The sequence below is a fragment of the Stenotrophomonas sp. STEN023 genome (genome assembly GCF_056760135.1).
Window position 1 is genome coordinate 45272 of sequence record NZ_JBRREF010000001.1, and the last position, 24977, is coordinate 70248.

At 60.2% G+C, this 24977-nt stretch carries 21 protein-coding genes and 1 pseudogene; 10 read left to right on the forward strand and 12 right to left on the reverse strand.

Annotated elements, in window-relative coordinates:
* Window positions 1–96 precede the first annotated feature (96 nt).
* Window positions 97–981, forward strand: coding sequence for a LysR family transcriptional regulator (locus ACVOLV_RS00205; protein ID WP_481552615.1), 885 nt, complete (start codon window positions 97–99; stop codon window positions 979–981).
* A gap of 80 nt (window positions 982–1061) precedes the next feature.
* Here the strand turns inward: ACVOLV_RS00205 and namA are convergent, their stop codons facing one another.
* On the reverse strand, window positions 1062–2108 hold the full coding sequence (namA, locus tag ACVOLV_RS00210) for an NADPH dehydrogenase NamA (RefSeq protein ID WP_481552616.1): 1047 nt from the start codon (window positions 2106–2108) through the stop codon (window positions 1062–1064).
* Between the two features lie 145 nt (window positions 2109–2253).
* Here namA and ACVOLV_RS00215 point away from each other — a divergent pair, with 145 nt between their 5' ends.
* Entirely contained in the window at window positions 2254–2625 is a 372-nt protein-coding gene (locus ACVOLV_RS00215) for a winged helix-turn-helix transcriptional regulator (protein ID WP_481552617.1), read from the forward strand.
* A gap of 188 nt (window positions 2626–2813) precedes the next feature.
* On the opposite strand, the pseudogene ACVOLV_RS00220 reads toward ACVOLV_RS00215, so the two are convergent.
* A pseudogene (locus ACVOLV_RS00220) lies at window positions 2814–2972 on the reverse strand (IS30 family transposase); the annotation flags it as partial.
* 185 nt (window positions 2973–3157) lie between these two features.
* Here ACVOLV_RS00220 and ACVOLV_RS00225 point away from each other — a divergent pair.
* Window positions 3158–4138, forward strand: a complete 981-nt coding sequence (locus tag ACVOLV_RS00225; RefSeq protein WP_481552618.1) for a DUF1254 domain-containing protein — start codon at window positions 3158–3160, stop codon at window positions 4136–4138.
* Window positions 4139–4230: 92 nt separating this feature from the next.
* On the opposite strand, the gene ACVOLV_RS00230 is transcribed toward ACVOLV_RS00225, so the two are convergent.
* On the reverse strand, window positions 4231–5724 hold the full coding sequence (locus ACVOLV_RS00230) for a serine hydrolase (protein ID WP_481552619.1): 1494 nt from the start codon (window positions 5722–5724) through the stop codon (window positions 4231–4233).
* A gap of 344 nt (window positions 5725–6068) precedes the next feature.
* Here ACVOLV_RS00230 and ACVOLV_RS00235 point away from each other — a divergent pair, with 344 nt between their 5' ends.
* On the forward strand, window positions 6069–6383 hold the full coding sequence (locus tag ACVOLV_RS00235) for a hypothetical protein (RefSeq protein ID WP_481552620.1): 315 nt from the start codon (window positions 6069–6071) through the stop codon (window positions 6381–6383).
* Window positions 6384–6448: 65 nt separating this feature from the next.
* On the opposite strand, the gene ACVOLV_RS00240 is transcribed toward ACVOLV_RS00235, so the two are convergent.
* The 4 genes from ACVOLV_RS00240 to ACVOLV_RS00255 all read right to left on the reverse strand — a co-directional run bounded on the left by ACVOLV_RS00240 (window position 6449) and on the right by ACVOLV_RS00255 (window position 10680).
* On the reverse strand, window positions 6449–7867 hold the full coding sequence (locus ACVOLV_RS00240) for a sensor histidine kinase (protein ID WP_481552621.1): 1419 nt from the start codon (window positions 7865–7867) through the stop codon (window positions 6449–6451).
* Between the two features lie 101 nt (window positions 7868–7968).
* Window positions 7969–8676 carry a response regulator transcription factor gene (locus ACVOLV_RS00245; protein ID WP_481552622.1) on the reverse strand — a complete coding sequence of 236 codons (708 nt, stop codon included), beginning with the start codon at window positions 8674–8676 and terminating at the stop codon, window positions 7969–7971.
* A gap of 93 nt (window positions 8677–8769) precedes the next feature.
* Entirely contained in the window at window positions 8770–9612 is an 843-nt protein-coding gene (locus tag ACVOLV_RS00250) for a methylenetetrahydrofolate reductase (RefSeq protein ID WP_481552623.1), read from the reverse strand.
* 132 nt (window positions 9613–9744) lie between these two features.
* Window positions 9745–10680 carry a LysR family transcriptional regulator gene (locus ACVOLV_RS00255; RefSeq protein ID WP_481552624.1) on the reverse strand — a complete coding sequence of 312 codons (936 nt, stop codon included), beginning with the start codon at window positions 10678–10680 and terminating at the stop codon, window positions 9745–9747.
* Between the two features lie 128 nt (window positions 10681–10808).
* Between ACVOLV_RS00255 and msuE the strand changes: the two genes are divergently transcribed.
* The 3 genes from msuE (at window position 10809) to ACVOLV_RS00270 (ending at window position 13512) form a co-directional block, all read left to right on the forward strand.
* On the forward strand, window positions 10809–11396 hold the full coding sequence (msuE, locus tag ACVOLV_RS00260) for an FMN reductase (protein WP_481552625.1): 588 nt from the start codon (window positions 10809–10811) through the stop codon (window positions 11394–11396).
* Between the two features lie 74 nt (window positions 11397–11470).
* Window positions 11471–12454, forward strand: coding sequence for a DUF1852 domain-containing protein (locus ACVOLV_RS00265; RefSeq protein ID WP_481552626.1), 984 nt, complete (start codon window positions 11471–11473; stop codon window positions 12452–12454).
* Between the two features lie 29 nt (window positions 12455–12483).
* On the forward strand, window positions 12484–13512 hold the full coding sequence (locus ACVOLV_RS00270; protein WP_481552627.1) for a methionine synthase: 1029 nt from the start codon (window positions 12484–12486) through the stop codon (window positions 13510–13512).
* 31 nt (window positions 13513–13543) lie between these two features.
* Here the strand turns inward: ACVOLV_RS00270 and ACVOLV_RS00275 are convergent, their stop codons facing one another.
* The gene (locus tag ACVOLV_RS00275; protein ID WP_481552628.1) at window positions 13544–14104 is read right to left on the reverse strand and encodes a dihydrofolate reductase family protein; all 561 of its coding nucleotides are present in this window, start codon (window positions 14102–14104) and stop codon (window positions 13544–13546) included.
* Window positions 14105–14190: 86 nt separating this feature from the next.
* The gene (locus tag ACVOLV_RS00280; protein WP_481552629.1) at window positions 14191–14886 is read right to left on the reverse strand and encodes a lysoplasmalogenase; all 696 of its coding nucleotides are present in this window, start codon (window positions 14884–14886) and stop codon (window positions 14191–14193) included.
* Between the two features lie 265 nt (window positions 14887–15151).
* Between ACVOLV_RS00280 and fdhD the strand changes: the two genes are divergently transcribed.
* Both fdhD and ACVOLV_RS00290 read left to right on the forward strand, forming a co-directional pair.
* Window positions 15152–16012 carry a formate dehydrogenase accessory sulfurtransferase FdhD gene (fdhD, locus tag ACVOLV_RS00285; protein WP_481552630.1) on the forward strand — a complete coding sequence of 287 codons (861 nt, stop codon included), beginning with the start codon at window positions 15152–15154 and terminating at the stop codon, window positions 16010–16012.
* Window positions 16013–16309: 297 nt separating this feature from the next.
* Complete coding sequence (locus tag ACVOLV_RS00290) at window positions 16310–18586, forward strand: FdhF/YdeP family oxidoreductase (RefSeq protein ID WP_481552631.1); 2277 nt, start codon at window positions 16310–16312, stop codon at window positions 18584–18586.
* 82 nt (window positions 18587–18668) lie between these two features.
* On the opposite strand, the gene ACVOLV_RS00295 is transcribed toward ACVOLV_RS00290, so the two are convergent.
* Together ACVOLV_RS00295 and ACVOLV_RS00300 are read right to left on the reverse strand one after the other, a co-directional pair.
* Complete coding sequence (locus ACVOLV_RS00295; protein WP_481552632.1) at window positions 18669–20231, reverse strand: EAL domain-containing protein; 1563 nt, start codon at window positions 20229–20231, stop codon at window positions 18669–18671.
* Between the two features lie 191 nt (window positions 20232–20422).
* Window positions 20423–23497 (reverse strand): autotransporter family protein, encoded by a 3075-nt coding sequence (locus ACVOLV_RS00300; RefSeq protein WP_481552633.1) that lies wholly within the window; start codon window positions 23495–23497, stop codon window positions 20423–20425.
* Between the two features lie 49 nt (window positions 23498–23546).
* On the opposite strand from ACVOLV_RS00300, the gene ACVOLV_RS00305 reads away from it, so the two are divergent.
* Window positions 23547–23903 carry a hypothetical protein gene (locus ACVOLV_RS00305; RefSeq protein WP_481552634.1) on the forward strand — a complete coding sequence of 119 codons (357 nt, stop codon included), beginning with the start codon at window positions 23547–23549 and terminating at the stop codon, window positions 23901–23903.
* A gap of 219 nt (window positions 23904–24122) precedes the next feature.
* Here the strand turns inward: ACVOLV_RS00305 and ACVOLV_RS00310 are convergent, their stop codons facing one another.
* Window positions 24123–24929: a TOBE domain-containing protein gene (locus tag ACVOLV_RS00310; RefSeq protein ID WP_481552635.1), complete on the reverse strand. Its 807-nt coding sequence runs from the start codon at window positions 24927–24929 to the stop codon at window positions 24123–24125.
* Between the last annotated feature and the right edge of the window lie 48 nt (window positions 24930–24977).

A 24977-nucleotide genomic window follows, 5' to 3' on the forward strand; every position in this document is an offset into this window, starting at 1 on the left:
ATACAGCCGGCATCGGCTGAGTGAGGGCACTCTACATTTGCAACGAAAAGGGATAAATTCTCAAAACCAATCATCACTGGAAACCAGGCATTTCAAATGGATCGTCTTCATGCGATGCATGTCTTCGCCCGGGCAGTGGAATTGGGCTCCTTCTCGGCCGCCGCGGCGGAGCTGGACATTTCCCCCCAGCTAGCGGGCAAACACGTCCAAGCGCTGGAAGCCAGTCTGGGAATCAAGCTGCTGTACCGCACTACTCGACGCCAGAGCCTGACGGAGAACGGGCAACTATTTTACGAGCGAGCGAAGAACATCCTGGCTGAGATGGAAGCCGCGGAAGCTTTGATTGCAGAGTCGCGCGCGATTCCTCGTGGCAAGCTGCGTGTAAGTGCACCCATCACATTCGGTAGTCACGCACTTGCGCCGTTACTTCGCGACTACCTGCGTGACCATCCTGAGGTAGCGGTAGATCTCAGCTTGAGCAACCGTACGGTAGATCTTCTTGAGGAAGGTTTTGATGTGGTGTTCCGCACTGGCTCATTGCCCGACAGCGGACTTCGAGCTCGCGCCTTGGCACCTCTCAAGGTGCTGCTATGCGCCTCGCCCAGTTACATGCAGGCCAGCCCACCGTTGGATGCACCGCAAGACCTGCATCGACATGAGTGCCTGGTCTTCGCCCATACATCGATGCGAACGGAATGGATCTTCGAGGGTCCCGACGGACAGGTCACGTCAGTGCCAATTGTTGGGCGCTTCACAAGCGACAGTGGCGAGGCCCTCAGGGCCGCTGCGGTCGCCGGTCATGGAATCCTCTTGCAACCAAGTGCCTTGGTAGCCGAAGACATCAAGGCAGGACGTCTGGTAACAGTGCTGAACCGCTACCAGGCGCCCTCCAGGCCGTTCCATATGCTTTTTGCGCCAGATCGACGAATGACTCCCAAGCTACGGAGTTTTCTGGATTTCGCATCAACCCACTTTGGATAGGCGCCACCTAATCGCCATGGCGATCCGCACTCAGCGCATCGCCATGGACGGCTCCAGTGGCACCTCCCCATGACCGCTGATCAGGCCTCGGCAGGGGTATCAAGCCAGACCGAGCCATAGCGGGTGTACTGCACCGGCGTCGGGATGTGCTCTTCAAGTTCATCTGCAGCACCGCGTACCCAGAAGGGCTCGCGTAGCAGCTGGCGGCCAACGAAGACCAGATCTGCGCTGCCGTTCTGCAGGATCTCTTCTGCGTGCTGCGCGCTCTTGATCATGCCCAGCGCGCTGGTGGCAATACCGACGGTTTTACGAATCAGCTCAGCTGCTGGCACTTGGTAGCCTGGGTAGCTGTTCACCCGCACCATCTTGATGCCACCAGAGCTGCAGTCAACCAGATCCACGCCCTGCTCCTTCATCCAGGTGGCATAGGGAATGAAGGACTCCGGGACATTTCCACCATCGGCATAATCACTGGTGGAGACGCGAACAAAGAGAGGACGGTCCCCCCAGACCTTCTTCACTTCATCAATGATCTCGCGCAGCACACGGTAGCGGCCTTCTGCGCCATTGCCGTACTCGTCGGTCCGGGTATTGGCTAGCGGAGACAGGAACTCGCTCAGCAGGTAGCCATGCGCACCGTGAATCTCCAGGACATCGAAACCGGCGTCGCTCACACGCTGAGCGGCACGACCGAAAGACGCAACCATCTTGGAGATGTCGCCCTTGGTCATTGCTCGCGGCACCGGGCCGCCATCCAGGAACGGGATGGCCGAGGGTGCGATCAACTCAACGCCCGGGAGTGCTGACGCACGGCCGGCGTGACCGATCTGGGCACCAACCTTTGCTCCAAAAGCGTGCAGTCCATCGACAAGTCGCTTCAGGCCGGAGACATGCGCATCACTCCAGATACCGAGGTCACCGGGGCCAATACGGCCATCCTCAAGGACGGCGAGGGTCTCCGGGAAGATCAAGGCGACCTGGCCGAGCGCGCGGGCGCCGTAATGGACCTGGTGCCAGTCAGTAACAAAGCCATCTTCGGCAGCGGAGTGCATGCACATCGGGGACATGACCACACGGTTTTTCAGGGACAGCCCTTTGAATTCAAAGGGGGATAGCAGCAGGCTCATTTATCGAAACCAGTCAGGGGACGGAATGAGCGCATGCTATTTTGTACATGCCACCAATGTAAGTACGCACATAAATGTGCTGTAGTATCTTTTTTTATACCGTAAACGCGATCAGGGCCCCTGATGCGCGCTTTGGAGAACTGCAATGAAGACTGGCGTTCCTCACACCCAAGAGGGGGCTTACGCGTGTCCTGTCACGTTCACCGCCGATGTCATTGGCGGTAAGTGGAAGACATTGCTGATCTTTCACTTGATGAGCGGCACACGCCGATTCAATGAGCTGCGTCGAATGATTCCCGAGATCACACAGCGCATGCTGACGCTCCAGTTGCGGGAGCTGGAGTCGTGGGGCTTGGTCAATCGGCACGTGTACCAGGAAGTTCCACCAAAGGTGGAGTACTCGCTCACTGAACTCGGATCAACGCTGGTTCCTCTAGTCAGCGCCATGCGCGATTGGGGGTTCCAGTACGAGGAAACCCTCATCAAGCTCAAGGGTCGAGCCGCGGCCAAGGAGTAGCCGCGGTTGTCTTGACACCAATAGCCCGCCTGACTTCTGCGGCGCTTGCGTGCGCAGCTCAAGCGCTGAGCTCTTGATGTTTGCAAGGGGACCAGGAATCGCTGGATCGAACTCGCGCAACTTCATATTCCGCTCCAAAGAGTCGCACTCTGGTTTTCGCGATCAGCAAACAGCAGGTCGCTTTCTCAGTGGCCAGCGATCGCTCGATCCTCGACTGAGGCAGGAGGTTCACTGATCGAGATCGTGTCCCTGATCCAGCCGTGATTAGCTGTTTTCTGCATGTGGTGGCGCGAGCGACGCATGCCGCTTGTCCAGCACGAATGCACCAAGATCTCCCGTTTCAAGGCTCAGCGAGACCGGTCATCCAGTCCATTTGGCTGTGGGGCGGGCGCGATCTTTCCCGCCGATCCTGGCTGTTTCGACAGTAGTTTTACTGATGCCGCTTGCCAGCATTTGCGGATGCGTCGTTCTAGCGCGATCACCCACACTGCCGTTGCACCGCGCGTATCCGCGCGGTATCTGGAGAGACGACATGGGTCATTCCGCAAGCAGCAACGCTGACACACCCAAGCGCGTAACCGTGGAGAACTTCGTTCGCGCAGAGACTGATATGTACATGGAAAAGGCAGTGAACGAAGGGGCGTTCGGCCAACTGGTCCACTTGCGCTGCGCTCCGGACATCGATCATCAGCTAGTTGTGCGGATGAACCGCGACACGCTGTATTCACAGGGCGTCTTTGACCTGGATGCCGGCCCGGTCACCGTCACGCTACCCGATGTGGGCACACGCTATATGGCCCTACAGGTGCTGAACCAAGATCAGTACACCGAGCGGGTGGTCTATGCACCGATCACCGTCACGTTGGATCGCCAGCAAGTCGGCACGCGCTATGCACATTTGATCGTGCGCACCCTTGCCAACCCGGAAGATCCAAAGGACTTGCAGGCAGCGCACGAGGCGCAGGACGCCATCGTCGTGCAGAACGAGGCCAAGGGACGTTTTGAAATCCCTGTTTGGGACGATGCGTCGCGCAATGTGGCGCGTGATGCGCTCAAGCAGCTCGGCAGCCTTGGTGGAGGGATGGAGAAAGCATTTGGCCGCAAGGAAGAGGTCGATCCCATCCAGTATCTGATGGGTGCGGCGGGCGGCTGGGGCGGTAATCCTATCTATACGGCCAAGTACCTGGCAGTGTTTCCGTCGGCGAACGACGGCGTGACCGTGCACCGCCTCAAGGTGCGTGACGTGCCAGTGGAAGGCTTTTGGTCGATCAGCGTGTACAACGCCAAAGGCTATTTCGAGAAGAACGCGGACAACGCCTACTCTGTTAACAGCCTGACCGCCAAGCCGGATCCGGACGGTAGCTACACGGTGCAATTCGGCGGTTGCGACGGTAGCGCGCCTCAGTGCCTGCCCATAGTCAAAGGGTGGAACTACATCGTGCGCCTGTACCGTCCCCGTCCCGAAGTCCTGGACGGTCGATGGACGTTCCCGGAAGCTAGCCCCGTGCGCTGACTGTGTGAACGTGCTCCAGACACTCACCCAGATCGCCGTTGACGTCCGCTCTCGGCAGGAGACAAACCTCTATACGCCTAACATACACAGGCCTATCGGGCTTCCAGTTCCCTCAGAAGCTCGCGAATGCGCGTTTCGCCCGGCGCAAGTGCGCTGGCTTTCCGGTAACTGCTTATCGCCTGATCACGCTGCCCATTGGCAAGATAGGCTTCACCCAGACTGTCATGGACATTCGCCGACTCCGGGTGTGCGCTGGCATTCCATTGGAAGACCGTTACGGCCTCCGGTAGACGCTTCATTCTCAACAGGCGATAGCCCAGTGAGTTCAAAGCTCTCTCGGAAACGTCGTACTCAGTGCTGGTGGCGCCCAATGCTTCATATGCACGCGTCATCCCAGGGATGCCCTGCGACAGCGCCACCGGCACCAGCAGGTCGCTCAGGCTCCTTTTCGCCAGCTCAATCGGCTTGCCGTGGAGCACCGACATCAGCTCCTTGCCCAAGGTCGCCACCGTTTCGCCCTGCCAGTAGTTGTCCAGGATGATCACCACCGATTGGTCCTGTTTGGCGCGGAGCCAATAGCTCTGGTAGCCGGGAACACTGCCCGTATGCGATTCCACCTTGTAGGTGCCGCCCGCCGGCAGCGACCAGTTCTCCACCTCCCAGCCGTATCCATACCCTGAACGATGGTTTGTCCACATCGCTTGCCGGGACTGCTCTGCCAATAACAGATCGCCGTACAACGCCTGATCCAGCCGAAACAGATCGTCTGCCGTGGAATAGAGTCCGGCTGCAGCGAACGAGACGCTGGGGTCGATCGGCATGGGTCGCGCCAGGCTGAGGTCGGGCCGGGTTCGATAGCCGGTTGCCAAGCGCGGAACGAGTTCGCTGGCGTGATACAGCCCGCTCGCCGTCATGCCCGCCTTGTCCAGGATCCGCTGCTGCAGGTTCACTTCGTAGCTGGCCCCGGTCACTTTCTCGATGATCAGGCCAAGCAGGAAGTATCCGTTGTTGTTGTACCGCCACTCCGCCCCCGGAACGCTCACCAGCCTCCCGGGGATCCACGCCTTGGCGAAATCCTCTGGCTCGAACGAAAGCCGCGCCTGCGTGTTCCACCACGGGTCTTCGTAGCTGCGCGGCAGATCGGCGACGCCGGAAGTATGGTTCAGTAGCTGCGCGATGGTGACGGTGGCTGCAGGTGTGTTTGCGTATAGCGCAGGCAGGTACTCACCGAGTGTTCCGTCCAGTCGCAAGCTGTTTTCCTGCACCAGTTGCATCACCAGGATCGCGGTGATCGGCTTGCTCAACGAGCCGATGCGAAAAACAGCGTCGTCCGTGTTTGCTACCTGCCATTCCCGGTTGGCTAGTCCGTAGGCGCCGCGATAGATGATGCGTCCGTGCTGGGCGACTAGCACAACGCCGTTGAAGCTGCGGTTCGCTGCATAGCTGTCCACCAATTGCTTCAGCTCAGCTGGGCCGGCCTGTGCCTTTGCCGTTGCGGCGGTGCCGGCCAACAGTGCAAGAACGCTTGCTGCTACGAGAATGACCCGGAGAAAATTCCGACTTCCTTTCATGGAAAACAGCAACATGGTGCCGGGCATTCCTGTGACTCGTCAGTAGATACGCAGTTTAACGGTCCCGAGCACGCGCCAACTGGCCCAGCAACCGTGACTGATGACCTATGAAACGCACCAGAACTCACTCACCAATTTTCACGCAACGGGTGAATATTGGTGCGTGCAATGCATGGAGCCGATCAATAGATTCGGGCACAGGATCATTGTCCCGTCACATGAGGTCCGCGCAGCCGATCCAGTTGCGCCGCCCGAACCTGTCCATGTTCGTATACCCAGTCAGAGCCGAAGAGCAGTCCCCCCATTCCGTGATCCACTTGGCGGACTGGCCAGAGATTGCCACTTCCAGTGCAAATCAGATGGAGAAGATCCTGGGTTCCGCGCTGCGGTCAGAGATACGAAGCAGATTCCAGGCAGGCGTCGCGGTTCCCTTGCCGCGGACCAAGCCCAGCAGGGGCATCAACATCAATCTGTCGGCAGGCGAGTCACTCAAGGTGCTGGTGCACAATGAAATAGTACGGAGCCGGATCACGCATGAGGCGCTGGCGCGGTCCCTGAGCATTCCCACATCATCATTGAAACGGGCGCTGGACCTGCAACAACCGGCGGACGTCGACCTACTTTCCAGCATGGTGGCAGCCTTGGGCAAGCGAATGGTCGCCTACATCTCCTAGCCTGGCGTTGTCCGCTGACGGCTGCGGATTGGCGGAACAGGCCTCCGGCAGATGGGCGGCGGCGCTCACCGCCCGCTTTCAATAACCGTATCGTACGCATCCGCGAGGTCGCTGGCGAAGCGCATGGAGACCGTCGTTCCGATGCCTACATCGCTCTGCGCGCTGACACTTCCACCCGCGCGCACCAGCAGGTCGTGCACGACGGACAGACCAAGCCCGCTGCCCTGCCCCCGAGGCTTGGTGGTGAAGAAAGGCTCGAAAGCGCGCGCCAGCACTTCCGCCTCCATGCCCGTGCCGGTATCCGCCAGGTCCAGCACAAATCGACTGCCGTCCCTCCGCGCGCGCAGGGTGAAGTCACCGCCGCCAGGCATCACATGATCCGCGTTCGCGGCCACGTTGAGGACCATCAGGTCGAACTGCATCCGGTCGAAGAACACGGGCGGCAGATCATCATCCAGCTTGATATCAATGTTCACCCCCGGCCCCATCAACTGCCGCACCATCGGCAGGAGCAGTTTCAATGCTTCGCCGGGATCGAACCACTCCTCAACCCCCTCCTCATGATGCACCAGGGACAGCAGCCGACGCGTCATCAGGTTGGCACGCACCAGCGCCGAGTCCACGCCAATCAGGGACTCCCGCATCCTCGCCCCATCATCGCTGCGTAGGCCGCCCTGTACGTAGCCGCCTGCAACCGCCAGAACATTGCCGAAGTCATGGGCGACGCCACTTGCCAGCCTGCCGACGGCTTCCATCTTCTGTGCCTGGACCAGCTGTGCGAAGGTCCTTTCGCGCTCGGCCATCTCTTCGGTCAGGCGTTGGTTGGCAATATCTAGCGCATCCCCGCGTTGTCTCGCCTCGAGAAAGCTCTCACGCAGCGCTGCCGAGCTTCGATCAAGCACGATCGTGATCATCAGGAACATCGCGGTGCTGAACGCCGCGTCGCCCAGAAGCGCGGCCGCTTCACCCTGGCGGCCGATATCGACCCAGATGCCCAGGAAGAAAGCGACGGTGATGCACAGGAACATCAACCACAGCGCCAAGCGCCCGACAATCAGCGCCGCGATGGCCAGCCAGATCGCCAGTACGGGTTGATCGAAACGCTGCCCTCCAAATCCGGAAGTCAGGTATGCGGGAATCAGGGTCACGCTGAAGATGCCCAGCAGTACATACGCGGCAGTTTCAAACTTCCCCCTGCGAATGAGGAAGAAGCTCATTGCCGCAACGCAGATCACGGACAGACTCAGCAACATGCTGGTCATTTCACCGGGCCGCCAGGGAATGTCCACCAGGAACGCCCGGTAACACCAGGCCGCCGCCGGCAATGCGGCCAGAAGAAAGGCGATCAGCTGGAGCATAGGCGCATTGCGCCGACTGACCGGGTCGGCAATGGGTACGTTACGGAGCCATCCCAGCACGCCCCGCCATAGCCGTGGGCCGACGCCCCACATGCTTTTGGCTGGCATCGACAGTTTGTTCTCCATCCCTGATCTCTCCACCCTTCTATCCGTCCGACAATAGGATGGAACAGTTGCCAACGATTCTGCAAAGGGCGCGGAGTCGAAACGCCGGTGGCATGGGTTGCTTACAGGAGCAGCAGATAGCCGACCCCGCGGACCGTGGTTAGCGGCAATTCGTTTCCGGTCGTAGCATGGACCTTGCGCCGCAGGCGATGGATCAGCATTTCGAGGCGATGGAGATCGAAGTCCTCCCCTTCGCTGCCCATATGCTGCAGGACGACGTCCCGCGCCACCACAGCTCCGTTGGCCTCTTCCAGCATGAGCAGGAACAGGCGCTCGCCTTCGGACAAGGCCACCTCCGCCCCGGAGGGCGAACAGAGGCGCCAGCCCTGTGCGATCAAGCCCCACCCAGCCTTCGATGGATCACGCGGAGCAGGCATCTGCGCGCCCGGCGAGGTCCGGCGCAGGACGCTGCGTACCGTGGCGACAAGCACGTCGATGCCCACCGGTTTGGCGAGATAGGCATCCGCCCCTTCCTCCAGCCCGCGGACGTGGTCCTCCGAACCACGCCGGCCAGTCAACATCACAATGCCGACATCACCGAGCTTGCGCAGGTGCTGCGTGACCATGAAGCCGCTCTCGTCAGGCAGGCCGACATCCACGATGAACAGGTCATGGGAGCGGAGACTCAGCGCCCGGTACAGATCCATTGCGCAGCGCACGCCATGGACGTCAAAACCTTCCTGTCGCAAGCCCGGGACAAGGACCTTCTCGCGCAGTTCGTCCTCGTCCTCGACCACCATCACGGACAGTTTTTTCGGTTGCTCCTGCATGCCGTCTCTACACGGTGACAAGCGCGCATGATCGCACCTGCCGTTGACCACGTCATTTCACCCCATAAGCCGCAAGCTGCGGCGCAACGGCTATCAGCCTTGGCTGCGGTAATGCTCAACCCATTCCACGGACTGGGCGACGCCGCCAAACGGGAAGATATGCAGGCTCACGGCTCCATGTGCTTCCGTCAGCCCGCTGGCCAGGCGATCAACAAACCGATCCGGCCCCGCCGTTGCAAACAGCTTGCCGATCGAGATGCCGTACTTGGACCAGATCGATGCGCTTGCACTGACGCCGCACATCGCCGCATAGCGTGCGAGCACGGCAACCCCTGCCGGGCCTGGCACACCCACGCGCACTGGGTGATTGATGCCGCGCTGGCGCAGCTCGGCCAGCCACGTCAACACAATGTCGGCATCAAACCCGAACTGGGTGACGATCAGTGGCACCATGCCACGGCCCTCGATGCTGCGGCATTTGCGCTCAAGTACTTCCCAGCGTTGGCGCTCATCCATCACCGGGTGACCTTCCGGGTGCCCGCCCACGCCGATGCGCTTGATACCCGAGCGCTCGAACACACCCGATTCAATCAGCGAGGCGCTATCGGCAAACGGACCCTTCGGGCTTGCTGCGTCCCCGGCAATCACGAAGCAGCGCTCGACTCCGGCGGCATCGACTGCGCGGGTAATGAACGACTCCACCTCAGCGAGCGAGGTGAAGCGTCGAGCCGGTACATGCAGCATGGGTTCAAAGCCCAATCCGCGAATTGCCACGGCTGCGGCCAGCCGCGCTGCGTTGTCTTCACCCGCCAGGTAGGGAATGAAGACGGTCGAGCCGGACGCCATGCGGGCTGCTGCTGCGGTCAATGCGGGAATGGCTTTGGCGCTCACTTCCAACGAGTAACCTGCGGTGATGTCGTTCGCGGACATGGGCATATCGGGATGATTCAAGGGTCTTACCGTAATGGCTTTCAAGTTAGCACCCCGCTCCGCTCTCTGATCTAGAGCGCGAAGCGCCGGTGAGCAGCTTGCTCGTGGTGTGCGTCAAACAGCGTCAGTGGTCTGGGTTCAACGGCGCGGCTTGTCTTCGGCCGCCTGGCCAATGGTCGAGGCGGCCACCGCGGTTGAGTTGCGGGCCAGCTCGATGAAGGCGCGCACATAGTCGATGCTGGTGTCCGTTTCACGCGCGCCAAGGAAGATCTGTTTGGCGATGCCGCGTGCGCCTAGACGCACCGGCACCACCTCCATCCTGCTTGCATATTCTTCCACCAACCAGCGCGGCAGTGCGGCCACGCCGCGGCCGCTGGCCACCATCTGCACCATGATGTCGGTGGTTTCGATGGCTTTGTGCCGCCGTGGCGTGACGCCGGCAGGCAGCAGGAACTGGCTGTAGATATCCAGGCGCTCGATATCCACCGGATAGCTGATCAGGACCTCGCGGGTCAGCTGCTGCGGCTTCACGTAGGTCGCCGAGGCCAGCGGATGGTCCTTGGCCACGACCAGGACCTGCTCGTAGTCAAACACGGGCTCGAACTTCAGGCCTGGCTTGAACAGGGGGTCGGGGGTGACCAGCAGGTCGATCTCATAGCCAAACAGCGCCCCGATTCCGCCGAACTGGAACTTCTGCCTGACATCCACGTCCACATCCGGCCATGCCGCCAGATAGGGCGACACCACCTTGAGCAGCCACTGGTAGCAGGGATGGCATTCCATGCCGATGCGCAGCGCGCCGCGCTCGCCCTGCGCGAACTGGCCCAAGCGCTCTTCGGCAAGGTCCAACTGTGGCAACACCCGGTTCGCTACCGCCAACAGGTATTGCCCGGACTGGGTGAGTCGCAGGCTTCGGCCTTCGCGCAGCCAGATGTCGGTACCCAACTGCTGTTCGAGCTTGCGGATGCTGTGGCTAAGGGCCGACTGGGTCAGGTTCAACACGCCTGCCGCGGCAGTCAAGGAGCCCTGCTTTTCGACTTGCTGGACGATGCTGAGATGGATGCGCTCAAGCATATGAATGAATTTTCTTCATGGAATGGTGAAATTAAACCATTTTACGTCATGGAAAACCGCAACTAGGATCGAACCTCACCAGCCGCTCCATTCAGCTGGCTGACGATCCAGCCCCCATGAAGGCAGAAATGACACACCCTCCCCCACTTCGCGTCGTCGCGGTTTCCGGTGGACTGCACCGCCCCTCCAAGGCCGCAGCCCTGGTTGAGCATCTGTCGAGCCTGATTGCTGCCGAGGTTTACTGCGAAACCCAGCTTGTCGAGCTGGGCCAGCTCGCCCCACACATGGCCGGCACCGTCAGACGCAGCGAACTCCCCGATACGGTGGAACTGGGACTGGCAGCAGTGGAGCAGGCGGATGTGCTGGTCGTCGCAACGCCGGTCTACCGCGGCTCGTACACAGGGCTGTTCAAGCACTTCTTCGACTTTGTTGACCAGGACGCGCTGATCGACACGCCCGTGCTGTTGGCCGCCACAGGTGGCAGCGAGCGCCATGCGCTGATGATCGACCACCAGTTGCGACCACTTTTCAGCTTCTTCCAGGCGCGTACCTTGCCGCTGGGGGTGTACGCGACCGACAAGGACTTCGCCGGCCATACGCTGGACAACGAGGATCTCATGCGGCGCGCCACGCTGGCGGTCGAGCGCGCATTGCCAGTACTCGAGTTAACCCGTCGCACGGCAACAAACACCACCCGAACCATCGCCGCAGCCTGAAAGCGATTCCCCCTGCCGAATCAGCACGACGCTGTGCCGGCCCTCATCCGCAGAACCTACGGTAGCGCCCCGCCATGAAAGACAACTTTGAATTCAGCATCAAGCGCATCAGCTTCGATGAAAACTACCAGCCATTGGACAGTACGCGGCTGACCACCAACTTCGCCAACCTGGCCAGAGGCAACAGCCGCCAGGAAAACCTTCGCAATACGCTGAAGATGATCGACAACCGGTTCAACAGCCTTGCCGATTGGGACAACCCAATGGGTGACCGCTATGCCGTCGAGCTCGAGATCATCTCTGCCGAGATGGAGGTTTCCGGTGCCGGCCAGGCAGACGCGTTCCCCCTGATCGAGATACTGAAGACAACCATCGTAGACAGCCGAACCAAGACGCGCATCGATGGAATCGTTGGAAACAACTTCTCTTCTTATGTGCGCGACTACGACTTCAGCGTGCTGTTGCCGGACTACAACAGCACCCGGACCGCATTTGCCGCGCCGGATGACTTCGGCGACCTGCACGGAAAGCTGTTCAAGCACTTCGTGAACTCGCGCGCCTACCAAGAGAACTTCAGCAAACCGCCGGTGATCTGCATCAGCGCATCCAGCAGCAAGATCTACCACCGCACCGCCAATCAGCACCCTGCGCTGGGCGTGGAATACCTGCAGAACGAGCTTTCCTCAACTGACCAGTACTTCGCCAAGATGGGCATGCAGGTCCGTTTCTTCATGCCGCCGGATAGCGTTGCACCGTTGGCGTTCTACTTCTTTGGTGACCTGCTGGGCGACTACACCGACCTGGAACTGATCGGCACCATCAGCACGATGGAGACCTTCCAGAAGATCTACCGGCCAGAGATCTACAACGCCAATTCTGCAGCAGGAAGTGTCTATCAGCCCAGTTTGAAGCATCAGGACTACTCGCTGACAAAGATTGTCTATGACCGTGAGGAGCGCAGTCAGTTGGCAATCAAGCAAGGACGCTTCACCGAAGAGAACTTCATCAAGCCTCACCGGCAGACGCTGGAACAGTGGGCCGCTGCCTGCGCGCTCTGATCACTCCAAGGATTACCAAACAACCTGCCATGAAGAAATTGTTGCCCACCTCTACCGCTGGAAGTCTGCCCAAACCCGCCTGGCTTGCCCAACCCGAAAAACTCTGGTCGCCGTGGAAGCTCCAGGACGAGGAACTGCTTGAAGGCAAGCAGGACGCGCTGCGTCTGTCCCTGCACGAACAGCTGCAGGCCGGCATCGACATCGTCAGTGATGGTGAGCAGACCCGCCAGCACTTCGTCACCACCTTCATCGAGCACCTGGACGGCGTTGACTTCGAAAAGCGCGAAACCGTGCGGATCCGCAACCGCTACGACGCCAGCGTGCCAACCGTGGTCGGCGCGGTCAGCCGGCAGAAGCCGGTCTTCGTCGAGGATGCCAAGTTCCTGCGCCAGCAGACCAAGCAACCGATCAAATGGGCCTTGCCCGGGCCGATGACGATGATCGACACGCTCTACGACGACCATTACAAAAGCCGCGAGAAGCTGGCCTGGGAATTCGCCAAGATCCTCAATCAGGAGGCCAAGGAACTGGAGGCAGCGGGTGTCGACATCATCCAGTTCGACGAACCCGCTTTCAATGTCTTCTTCGATGAAGTGAATGATTGGGGGGTTGCCGCTCTCGAGCGCGCGATTGAAGGCCTCAAATGCGAGACCGCCGTGCACATCTGCTACGGCTACGGCATCAAGGCCAATACCGACTGGAAGAAGACCCTGGGCTCGGAATGGCGCCAGTACGAGGAGTCCTTCCCGAAACTGCAGCAGTCCAGCATCGACATCATCTCGCTGGAATGCCAGAACTCGCACGTCCCGATCGATCTGATCGAACTCGTACGCGGAAAGAAAGTGATGGTAGGTGCCATCGATGTGGCCAGTGACATCATTGAAACGCCAGAGGATGTCGCCAATACCCTGCGTAAGGCATTGCAGTTCGTGGATGCTGACAAACTCTATCCATCCACCAATTGCGGCATGGCTCCGCTGTCTCGCCCGGTTGCAAGAGGCAAGCTGCATGCACTAAGTACAGGCGCTGAGATCGTTCGTCGCGAACTGTTGGCCTGAGCTACGTAGCCCGGGTAGGCGCTGCGTATTGTCAGCTACGCGCACGCCGGTAATGCATGGCCACCGCGCCGTTGCGCAACGGCGTTGATGAGATCAGCTCAAGCCGCCGCGTATTGGCCAGCCCGCGCTGATAGAGGGTCGGCCCGTGGCCGGCGATCCTGGGGTGAATGAGGAACCTGTACTCGTCGATCAGATCCAGCCTATCCAACTCGGTAGCGAGCATACCGCTACCGAGCAGCACGCCAGCCGGGGTCGCCTCCTTGAGCTCCTGCACGCGCGTGCGCAAGTCCCCCCCGAGGTGGTGGCTATTGGTCCATGGCAGGTCCTTTCGCGTTGACGACACCACGTACTTCGGCTTGGTCTCCAGCTTGACCGCCCAGTCACGCATGGCCGCTGTCGCATCCTCGTCACCGCGGGCGACAGCCGGCCAGTAGGCCTCCATCATCTCGTAGGTGATCCGGCCCCAAAGCATCGCCCCGGCCTCGTCCATAAGGCGACTGAAGAACGCATGTGTTTCATCGTCTGCGATACCTTCCTGGTGATCGACACAACCGTCCAGGGTGAGATTCAGGCTGAAAGTCAGAAGTCCCATGTGAGCCATCTCGAAGTCGGGGGTTCTACCGGATTGGCGCCCGCCAGCGTGTGCATTACAGCACCGCCCGGGTATTCATGTCGTGATTAGCCAACACCTGCATGCCCTGCAGCAACTGACAGAGCGAAGATTATCTGGGCCATATAGTAGAGCGGCAGTCCCCATAGCCGGTTGATCGCCCCCGGCGCGACGAAGCGGTTGCGGGCGACCGCGACGTCGGAGATCGCAAACATCACCGCAGCAACCGCCGGCAGCCACATTGCGGAGGCCGCACTTGCTGCAATCGCCAAGGCGCACATGGCGACAATGGCTGTCACATATGCGCCAACGGCGCCGCGATAGAACGACTTCAAGTGGTTCCAGAGCCATGCCATAACCGCGACTCCGAGGCAGCTCATGACGGCGAGCCCCGCAAATAACGCGGAGCCCGCAATGGGCTTGGACGCAAACGCCATGGCGTAAGCCACATGCGCGAGCAGGAAGCTGGCCAGTCCAAACAGGAAGATGCGGCTCTTCTGAGAGAGCAGGAAGACATCGCCCACCCAACTCAGCGCTAGCCCAAGCAGAATCCATTGACCGTAGGAGGATGCCATCGCGTCGAGCTGAAGCGCCAACGCCAGGAATGCGGTACTGGCAGCAACTTTCAGCAGGACTTTGCCGGTTTTCCAGCCGCTGTACTCGCAGAGCAGCAGCGCCGCACAGGCAGCGAGGCAAGCGATGATTGTGCAGCTAGTCGCGGTCGGCATGGTGATCGGCGTTTCCCAACGCTGCAGTGAAGTCAAGCTGAAAGTGCGGTACGGAGGCGTGAACTGTCGGCCGCGGCTACGGTGACCAGAGGCCGAACGGAATCACCGCCAGCCTGCTCGCCAAGATTGCCTTGGCCGATGCCGTCGGGGCAACAGCGCCGTTCCAGACCCAGAGATGGGAACTTGCGTATCTGTTGCACCCGCGTCGCCGTACTCATCACACGCTTGGGCTATTCTTCCACCCAAGAAGCGCATTCCAGTACTCCACATCGCTCAGCCAAGCCGACAGGTCGCCGCCCGCATGTTCAGAGTCGATCCAACGTCTGTTGACGAAAGACCCCTTGGAGTCGCCGCTCGGCGCACCGTCCGCTGGTGCAAGGGCGCACGGAGCACCATTGTCGATAGCGTGGCCGAAGAAGTGCCGGTTGCGATGCGCTACAACGGCGAGCCCTTCTCGGTAATGATGGCCACACCGTCGGATCTGGAAGACCTGGCGTTGGGCTTCTCGCTGACCGAAGGGCTCATCACCGATGCCTCCGAGTTGATCGGGGTCGAAGTACGCCCGTGCATTGAGGGCATTGAGCTGCACATGCAGGTATCCCTTGCCGCACCTGCAGCCACGCTATCAGCGACGTCCGGCCGGGCCTTGCCCGGCCGTAGCGGCTGCGGTTTGTGCGGCGCACGACTGCTGGAAGACGTGGTGCGGCTGACACCGCCGATTCAGGCGCCATCGACCTTTCCGCTTGCCTCACTTCGGTTGGCTCTGTCCTCGCTTCCCGCAATGCAGCCCTTGAACCTGGCCTCGGGCTCCACCCATGCTGCGGCATGGGTGGAGTTGGACGGGCGAATCTTGCACGTTCGAGAGGATGTCGGTAGGCACAACGCATTGGACAAGCTGGTCGGTGGCCTGCGCCGCGGGTCCGTCTCTACCGAAGCAGGCCTCGCCCTTATTTCGAGCCGGGCCAGCTATGAAATGGTGAGCAAGGCCGCCCACGCTGGTATGGCCGTTGTTGCTGCCGTTTCTGCGCCGACGGCGCTTGCCATCGATCTGGCTGACGCAGCTGGTATCTGCCTGATCGGCTTCGCCCGGCGCGATCGATTCAACGTGTATTCGCACCCGGAACGATTGCTGGGATTCGACGATTCAAATAAGGAATGGTGAACCTCCGGAAACAGCTTGCGAGAACAGCAGAAAGCACGCGCCGGGAAATCACGCGGAAACAACATTCGCACGCTCAGTGTTGCAGTCGGATCTGGAGGTACCCCGTCGCCTGGAGTGAGATCCTGGAGGTATCGTGTGCGAGGCCCGCTTGACGATCACAGCGTCTTGACCTGGTTTGACGGTGGCGGTCGCAAGCAGACGTTCGACACCCCATCGCAAGTGACAACGGCCGCCGGGAGCAGGTATCGGGTTCGCCCTCCCTTCTTCGATGTACCCCTGAGAGAGTGAGGCTTCAACATGACCGAGAAGGACATCCCCGGCATTCGCCAATACGATGCTCCGGCTGGCGGCTGGGGGGCGCTCCAGGCAACTGCCAAGGCGATCAGCGAGCAAATGGCCGCTCCGGAAGCTGCGATCACCCTGTTCCGGACCAACAAGCCTGAGGGCTTCGATTGCCCCGGCTGCGCGTGGCCTGACCGCAAGCACACTTCGACCTTCCAGTTCTGCGAGAACGGCGCGAAGGCGGTGACCTGGGAGGCCACCAAGAAGCGGGTCACCCCGGAGTTCTTGGCGGCAAACAGCGTTTCCTCGCTTCTGGAAATGACGGATTTCCAGTTGGAGGATCAGGGGCGTCTGACCCATCCCTTGGCCTACAACCCGGAGAAGGACATCTATGAGGCGGTGGAATGGGATGAGGCGCTCAGCCGGATCGGGCAAATCCTGCGCGAGCAGCCCGACCCGAACATGGTTGAGTTCTACACCTCCGGGCGCGCTTCCAACGAAGCTGCATTCCTTTACCAGATATTTGCCCGTGAATACGGGACGAACAACTTCCCCGACTGCTCCAACATGTGCCATGAGGCAACCAGCGTTGGCCTGCCGTCGTCGATAGGTATCGGCAAGGGGACCGTCTCGCTGGATGATTTCGATGCCTGCGAGCTGATCATTTCCATAGGACACAATCCTGGGACCAACCACCCCCGCATGATGGGAACGCTGCACGAGGTCGCACGCCGCGGCGCTCCGATCATCGTCCTCAATCCGCTGCGCGAACGAGCCCTGGAGCGCTTCGCCGATCCGCAGGATCCGTTGGAGATGGCGACACTCGGGGCAACCGAGATTGCCTCTTCCTATCTGCAGCCGCGCATAGGCGGCGATGCGGCCGCGCTGAAAGGCATCATGAAGGCCTTGCTGGAGATGGAGGTTGCCGAGGGCAGCGACGCCGGCATTCTGGACCGCGCGTTCATTGAAGAGCACACCCGGGGATTCGACGGCTTGGCCGAAGACCTGCGCGCAGCAAGCTGGGAAGCAATCGTGTCCGAATCTGGCTTGCTTGAGGACGATCTGCGCAAGGTCGCCCAAGCCTATGCCAAGTCGAACGCGACCATCGTCACCTACGGCATGGGCATCACCCAGCACAGCACAGGCACCAGGAATGTCCAGCAGATAGCAAACCTGTTGCTCCTGCGCGGCAACTTCGGAAAGCCCGGCGCAGGTATTTGCCCACTACGCGGGCACTCCAATGTGCAGGGAGATCGCAGTGTCGGCATCACTGAAAAACCAAGCGCAGAGATGATCGATCGAATCGAAAGGCGGTTCGGATTCCGTGCGCCAGGCGATCATGGTCACGATGCTGTTGCTGCCATGCAGGCCATCATTGAAGGCCGCTCGACCGTACTGATCTGTCTCGGCGGCAATCTGGCGGTAGCGCTACCCGACGGCGACGCCTGTTTCGCCGGCATGCGCGGGCTGGAGATGTCGGTACACATCGCGACCAAGCTCAACCGGAGCCATTTACTGGTCGGCAAGAACACCTTCATCCTGCCCTGCCTAGGCCGGACCGAACTGGACATTCAAGCCACAGGGCCGCAGGCAGTCACCGTCGAAGACTCCATGTCAATGGTGCATGCATCGCGCGGAAAGCTGAAGCCAGCCTCTGAGCAGCTGCGTTCAGAGCCGGCAATCGTTGCCGGCATCGCCAGCGCCACCCTGCCATCGAGTCGCGTGCAGTGGATGGAATTGGTGGCCGACTACGATCTGATACGCGAAGCCATCGAAGCGGTGTTCCCGGATTTCTCGGACTACAACGCCAGAATCCGGATTCCCGGTGGCTTCCGCCTGCCACTGCCGCCTACTGAACGTGTCTGGCGTACGGCGTCGGGGAAGGCGGAGTTCCTTCGCTTCCCGGGGCTGGCCGAAGACCCAAAACCTGCTGACAAGGCGGTACTCAAGCTGGCAACGATTCGGAGCCACGACCAGTACAACACCACCATCTACAGCCTGGATGATCGCTACCGTGGTGTCTTCGGTCGTCGTGATGTCGTGTTCATGAACGAAGCGGACATGATCGAGCGTGGGATTCAGCAGGGCGATCGGATTCGTATCCGGACGGCGCTGGACAACGAGGGCAACAGGGTTCTAGAGAACGTCATTGCGGTGAGCTACCAGATCTCCCGTGGGTCCGTAGCGACGTATTACCCCGAAGGAAACTGCCTTATCCCACTGAGCTACATCGACCCTGCCAGTGGCACGCCTTCCTACAAATCAGTGCCGGTGCACATAAGCCGGGCATAGTCACGTCCTGGCTTTCGTGATGCATAGTGGTTGAAGACTGTCTGGCGAGCGGTCTCAAGCGGTGTTGCTTCATGACGCTGCTTCAACTCTCTCCAGCCGGAACACCTTTCCCCGCCGCGAACGCGAGGAACTGCTGGATGGGAAGCGACTTCGCATAGAGCCAGCCCTGCCCGAACTGCACATCAGAATGCTTCAGATAGGCTTCCTGCTCCAGCGTCTCGATTCCTTCGGCAATGACCGTCAGCTTCAGGGCATGCGCCATGTTGATGATGTGGTCCGCCACGATGCTCTGCGCGGCGTCAGCGCCGATAACACGGGTGAAGGACTTGTCTATCTTGAGTGCGTCTAGCGAGAGGCCTTCAAGCAGGGAGAGGCTTGAATAGCCTGTACCGAAGTCATCAATGGTGACTCGGTAGCCAAGGGAGCGGGCGTTTCCGATAACCGCTGCCGCCGCCGCGGCATTGATGAACCCCCGTTCGGTGATCTCCAGCCAGATCTGTGTCGGCTGGAGACCCGCCTTTGCCACTGCTGCGTTCAAGCCATGCAGGAACCGGCCACTCTCCATCTCATTGGCGGGTATGTTGATAGAGAGATGGGCATCGGCACGTCCGCGCAGATACTGGCTCATTTCGGCCACCCCTACGTCGATCACCAGATCGGTCAGCGGTGAGATGAGACCGGTGGCCTCCGCCAGCGGAATGAACTGGTCAGGGAATGCCATCGGCGTACCTGGCCGCTGCCACCTGACCAGCGCCTCGGCACCGATGCACAGCCCATCTGCAAGATTGATGATCGGCTGGTAATGAACCACGAATTCCCTGTTCCTGATCGCCAACTCCAGCGTCTTCGCCGGCGACAGCTGCTGCCTCGATACCCAGATGATGAGGCCGATCAGTATCAACGAGATCGCCGCGCCGATGGGTAACAGGTAACGCCAGTCCAAGCCTGCCGTGGCTCCGGTCAGTGCAGTATCAGTCAGCGCAAAGGCGACGAGGCCAGCCGCAGGCCGGGAGGAAAAGGCGTGTCTAGCGCCATTGTCCGGATCCGCTCCCGCAAGCAGCTTCTGCATCACCTGCGGCTTGACGACCCCAGAGGCTTCGAGAACCCGCCCGTCCCGACTCGCCACGCCATACACGACCTGGGTACTGATCACCAGGTCGGTAAGCCTGCCTGGGGTAATCAGCACACCATAGTCGCCGTGGCGGACCTCGACCCGGGGCTCTCCACTGAACAACCTGGGCAACTCGGCATAGGAGAGTGTGCTGCCGTCCCCAAGATCCAGATCTGCATCGCCGGCCGGCACTGGCGGCGAGATCACGCCAAGCCGGGTGCACACCAGCTGACCATCCCGGAAGTAACCAAGATCCTCGATGCTGCGCGCATCGGCAACCACCTGGCCCATTTCCTTCAAGTGTTCGGACGAGCAGTCGGCTCTATCGATGCGGCCGGCGCGCACGAGTGCGCGCTTGGCATCATCCAGCGTACGCTCGGTGCGCTTTGCAGTGGAAGCAGCGACATCATCCAGATGCTGTTGCTGCGAGCCCAGCGCCTGCTCGCGCTGCACCCAGGACAAGCCGATCAACGGAAGAACACCCGCCGCAATTGCCAGAACGCCGGCGGCAAGCAGTACCGATTTCCGTCTCATGCAACCCCGCCGTCTCGGCACGCGTCCAATTCCGACAGCGTACCGTAAAGGCACTGTGTTGCGACGGGGCGGTGCAACTTGCTTGTGATTGACATTGCGCCGGCCCAACTCGCAGTATCCGTCCGCGCCGTTCTTCGAGTCGCAACAACAGCTTGGGGGCCGAAGGTGAAACCTTCGACCCCCAAGGGTTGTTACCAACTGTACTTCACACCCAACAGACCATTCACGTTGCGGAAGCTGTTCTCTCCGCGCTGGATCCCCAGCTCTGCCCAGGTCGACAGGCGCTTGGACAATTGCGCTTCAAAGCCGGTCTTTACCTCGTAGGTGTTTTCCGGCGTTGCATTGTCGACTGCCATACCATCGAACGTCACACGGTGTGAATCATTACCTTGGTTCCACCAGTTCAGCGCAAGATACGGCTGGACTCGACGGGCATCCACGACGCTGTGCCCAAAGACCCGCACGCCTACACGAGTACTCAGTTCACCAGCCGCAGACGTTTCAACCACGGTCCCATTGGCTTCCTGATGCGCACCTGACTTGATCTTGTAGGAGCTCGCCAGCAACTGCGCCTGCGGCTCGACATAGAGCCGGCTCTTCTCGCTCGCATAGATCTGGAACGCATAGCCAGCCTCTACGGACGCGGTCGCCGCCGAGCTGTCATAGCGCTCCTCGGCAAGACCTTCACCCTGCACCTTGTTCTGGAAACGCCCGATCTGGGCCCAAGCATCGACATACAAACCACCAGCGTCCTTCGGATTCTGGTACCAGGTGCCGTAAGCACCCAGCGCGCTACCGCGCACCTTGCCAACGGCGGAATGCTGCGAGACCAGGGAAGAAACCAGGGTCTTTGCAGTGCCGGTAGCCAGCATCACACCGACGTTGAGGCGGTCGTCCTTTGAACGGAACAGATCCGTACCTACATGCAAAGCGCTGATATCGGTGCCGGACATCAGTTGGTTCGCGGTGATGGAATCGTTCTGATCATGCGTCACACGTGCCCAACTCACATTCGCTTCCGCGGCATCCAGAACCCGATCTCCCGAACGCTCATGGAGCGATGTCTGGAACATCGCCAATGCCGCACTGCGGTTGCCAGCGTAAGCACCGACTTCAGGCCGGATGATGGGAACGATTGGATCGACCGGACCAACTGGACCGACTGGGTCGACTGTGTCGATCGGATCCACTGGATCAATCGGATCAATCGGATCGACCGGATCGACTGGATCGACCGGATCAACCGGATCAACCGGATTGACGGTCTCAGTCGGCAGCTCGGAGCGGAGATACCAGTTTCCGTCGTTCAGATCGCTGGAGATGCCCTTGTGCAGGTAGTACTCATGCAGGCCGGCAACCGCACGACCAGACTGGAGGAACTGACCACCCGACAGGCCGTCGACCTGTACCAGCAGAATGCCGCGATCGGTCTGTGCGCCGGCACCACCGGCGTTGTTCACCTTCACCAACGTCGTGCCTGCGGTGTTGCCCTTCACATGCAAGCGGTCGGTCTCGGAGTTGTCGTCACCGAGGCGGACATTCATGTCGAGGCTGACATCACCTTCGTAATCGCCATCCACCGTCAAGGTCTTGAACTGGCCATCGCTGTGATCGAACGTAATGGAACCGTTGCGGCCAACGAAGTTCGCGACCTGGGAATCAGCAGTCATACGCCAGCTGCTGTCAGCCAGTTCAATCAATTCGAAACCACGCGTCGCGCCAGCCCACGAGGAACCATTGCTCAACGTAGCGTTGGCGGTTGCGCCCTGCGCGCCAACGAGGTCACCAGACAGGTTGGACGAGGCCGCGTCGAAGATGAAGTTCGCACTGGCTCCAACGTTCGCCAGAATGCCGTCATTCACGGTCGCGTCGACATCCTGGAACTTGACATTCGCAGGCTGCACGCCGGCCACGTCCAATGTATGGCCCTTGGACTCCAGCTGACTTTGGACGATGTTGACCTTGCCACCGTTCTGCACCGAAACTGCGTGCGCATCCTGTCCCGCAGTCGTAATGCTTCCGTACTGGAAGTCGACCACACCATCACTTTCAACCTGCACACCGTGGGCACCTTCGCCAGCCGTAGCGATGCTGTTGCTGAACGTTGCAATGACACCGCCATTGCTTGCACGTACGCCCATTGCGCCATCAGCAGCGGTGGCAATGTCGACATTCATCAAGCTCACCATCGAGCCCGGACCGTCCGACCATGCGCCATGCGCGCCAACACCATTGGTAGTGACGGAATTGGCCAGACCCTCGCCCATGAGATTCATGCTCACGCTTCCACCTTCCCTGGCGACCAGTCCGTGCGCGCCAGCGCCATGGGTAACAACCGAATCGCTACCCATCGATACATTTCCACCACGTTCAGAAAGTACGCCAAACGCTTGGTCCCCGCGTGTCGTGATCGAAGACAGGTAACTCCTGATGGCTCCGCTGGAACGCGCATGCAAACCGTGCGCGCCTTCGCCATGGGTATCGACAGTGTTCCTCTCTTCCAGTCGCACCAAGCTGCCTTCACGTTGCGACAGAACACCCGACGCCCTATCACCAAGCGTCGTGATCCTGGAGCCATCAATCGAGATGTCTCCACCGTTCAAGCGCTCCTCATTCCAGCCTGCCTGCGCGCCGTTGGCGCCATTGCCATTGGTGGTGATTGATGTGTTTGTGACGCTGACCCGACCATCGTTGAACGCAAGTACGCCATCACCGGTCGTGCCTTTGTTCTCGTCCCTGTCCACCACGGTATTGATTGTTACGTTTCTAAGAATCAGGTTGCTACCCGCGCCTCCCGAGAGGGCAGCTTCGCCACGGAAATCGCCCGAGTGCATGTCGATACGGCCACCAATCATCTGCATACGGCTGCCGTTCATTACGGTGACACCCTGCCAGGAACCTGACACGGAGGTATTGGTCATGCTCACGAATGCCCCCAGATCCGCAGTAATTCCCGAACCGGTTTCTGCTTCGATGACACCGCCACGGGTTACTACCGTCGAATCAACGCCCTCGGCAAGAACCGCGTGTCTGACAGCGCCATCGGCAGAAACCCGGACATTTGTGAGCTCCGCCACGCCGCCATCTTTCGCCCTCACCGCCCAACGGGCGTTGTTCGAGGTGATGGTGGAATTCTGCAGGCGATACACCTCACCCTCCCCAATTACAACCGGCCCTTCGATGTCGACCGCGTTCGCGGCCGTAGAAAGGAGCGCGCACTTGATGGCGACGAACGCAGCGGACCTACGCAGCACTGACTTACTCATGAATACTCTCCCTGACTGAACGAGATTTGATTGCAAATTCCTGAAACCAATGAGCTGGAACGCCACGTCCCAGCGCACCGCCTCGGGCATCGAAGCGATCGGTTTCTATTGGAGTGAGACCTTATCCGGCGATTCCGGATGGCTCCATGCAAGAACTTTCAAAATCACGTCGCGGCATCATCAGAGGCTGAATACTCGCTTCAGAAACGCGCGGAAAATGCATTCCGCACTCGCAGGCAATCGCTCACGCGCCTTCACTTTTCGTAATCGACAACGATGCAGATCAGCGCGCCTCTCGCTCCGCATTTTCGCTGTTCAGATCGTGCTTTCCCCGACATTGCATGAAAGCAACGCGAGGTGGCTGTCATTCGCCAATCAACGCCAGGCCACCCGCGATGCCGCTTGAACGCGGCCACAGATCTGGTTCAACGAGCGGGCTCGTCGGCGTCACAGGGATGGAACATGGCAGCACCTACCGCACAGCGATGTAGGCGTCCGACTCGATGTCGATGGCAATGTTTCGTTGAAACCCAATCACACCTGCGCGTGCCCTGCTGGACGCGCCGTGCTCATACATCATGATTCTGCGTAGCAGTATTGACGGGTATTCGCATTCATTGGCGGATCAGATTGACACGCCAACTATCACGCTTGAAGCGTTGAACAGCACGGCGACAGGGGCACCATCCTGCAGTTCCAACACAGCAGTGCTACCTCTGGTGATCACAGCGACAACACTGCAACCGTGCCCAATGTCCACCACGACTTCATCGTTCACGGCGCCCAGCGTGATCCTCCCGACCTTGCCGCTGAACTGATTTCGCGCCGAGCACCGCGCGCCCTTGTCTTGCGCCAGTATCACCGATGACGCCTTGATCAAAGCGTACGCTGGCATGCCTACTTCAAGCCCCAACGATTCCATGCTGCCATGGGTAATGGTCGCAACGACCGTCAGCCCGGGCGCGACTTCAATCTGCACCTCATCGTTGACCGCACCAGCGGCAACAGCGCTGATCCTGCCGTGGAATTGATTGCGTGCGCTGGTGATCATGCCGATTCTCCGTATCAGTGCCATGTCTTCGTCCAGACCAGCGGGAGCCTGCTGGGATTGCAGAAAGGCGCGGTGCGCACGTTCCAGCTGCTCGAAGCGTGCAACCAGCTGGCGACCGCGTTCGGTCAGTTGGGCGCCACCGCCGCCACGGCCGCCTACGCTGCGCGCCACCAGCGGTTCGCCCGCTGCGGTGTTCATCGCGTCCACGGCATCCCATGCATTCTTGTAGGTCATGCCCATCCGCTTGGCGGCTTGGCTGATCGACCCGCAGGCGTCGATGAAGCCCAACAAGGCGAAGCGCCCGCGACCGCCCAGGCTTTGCCCGGCCACGTTCAGCCATAGGCTGCCTTGCAGCTCAAGCATGGGGTCGGTCTCGCTCATCTTGTCTGGTCCTGCCTGCAGTAGTTGCTGCCAGTGTAAGGCCCGGGC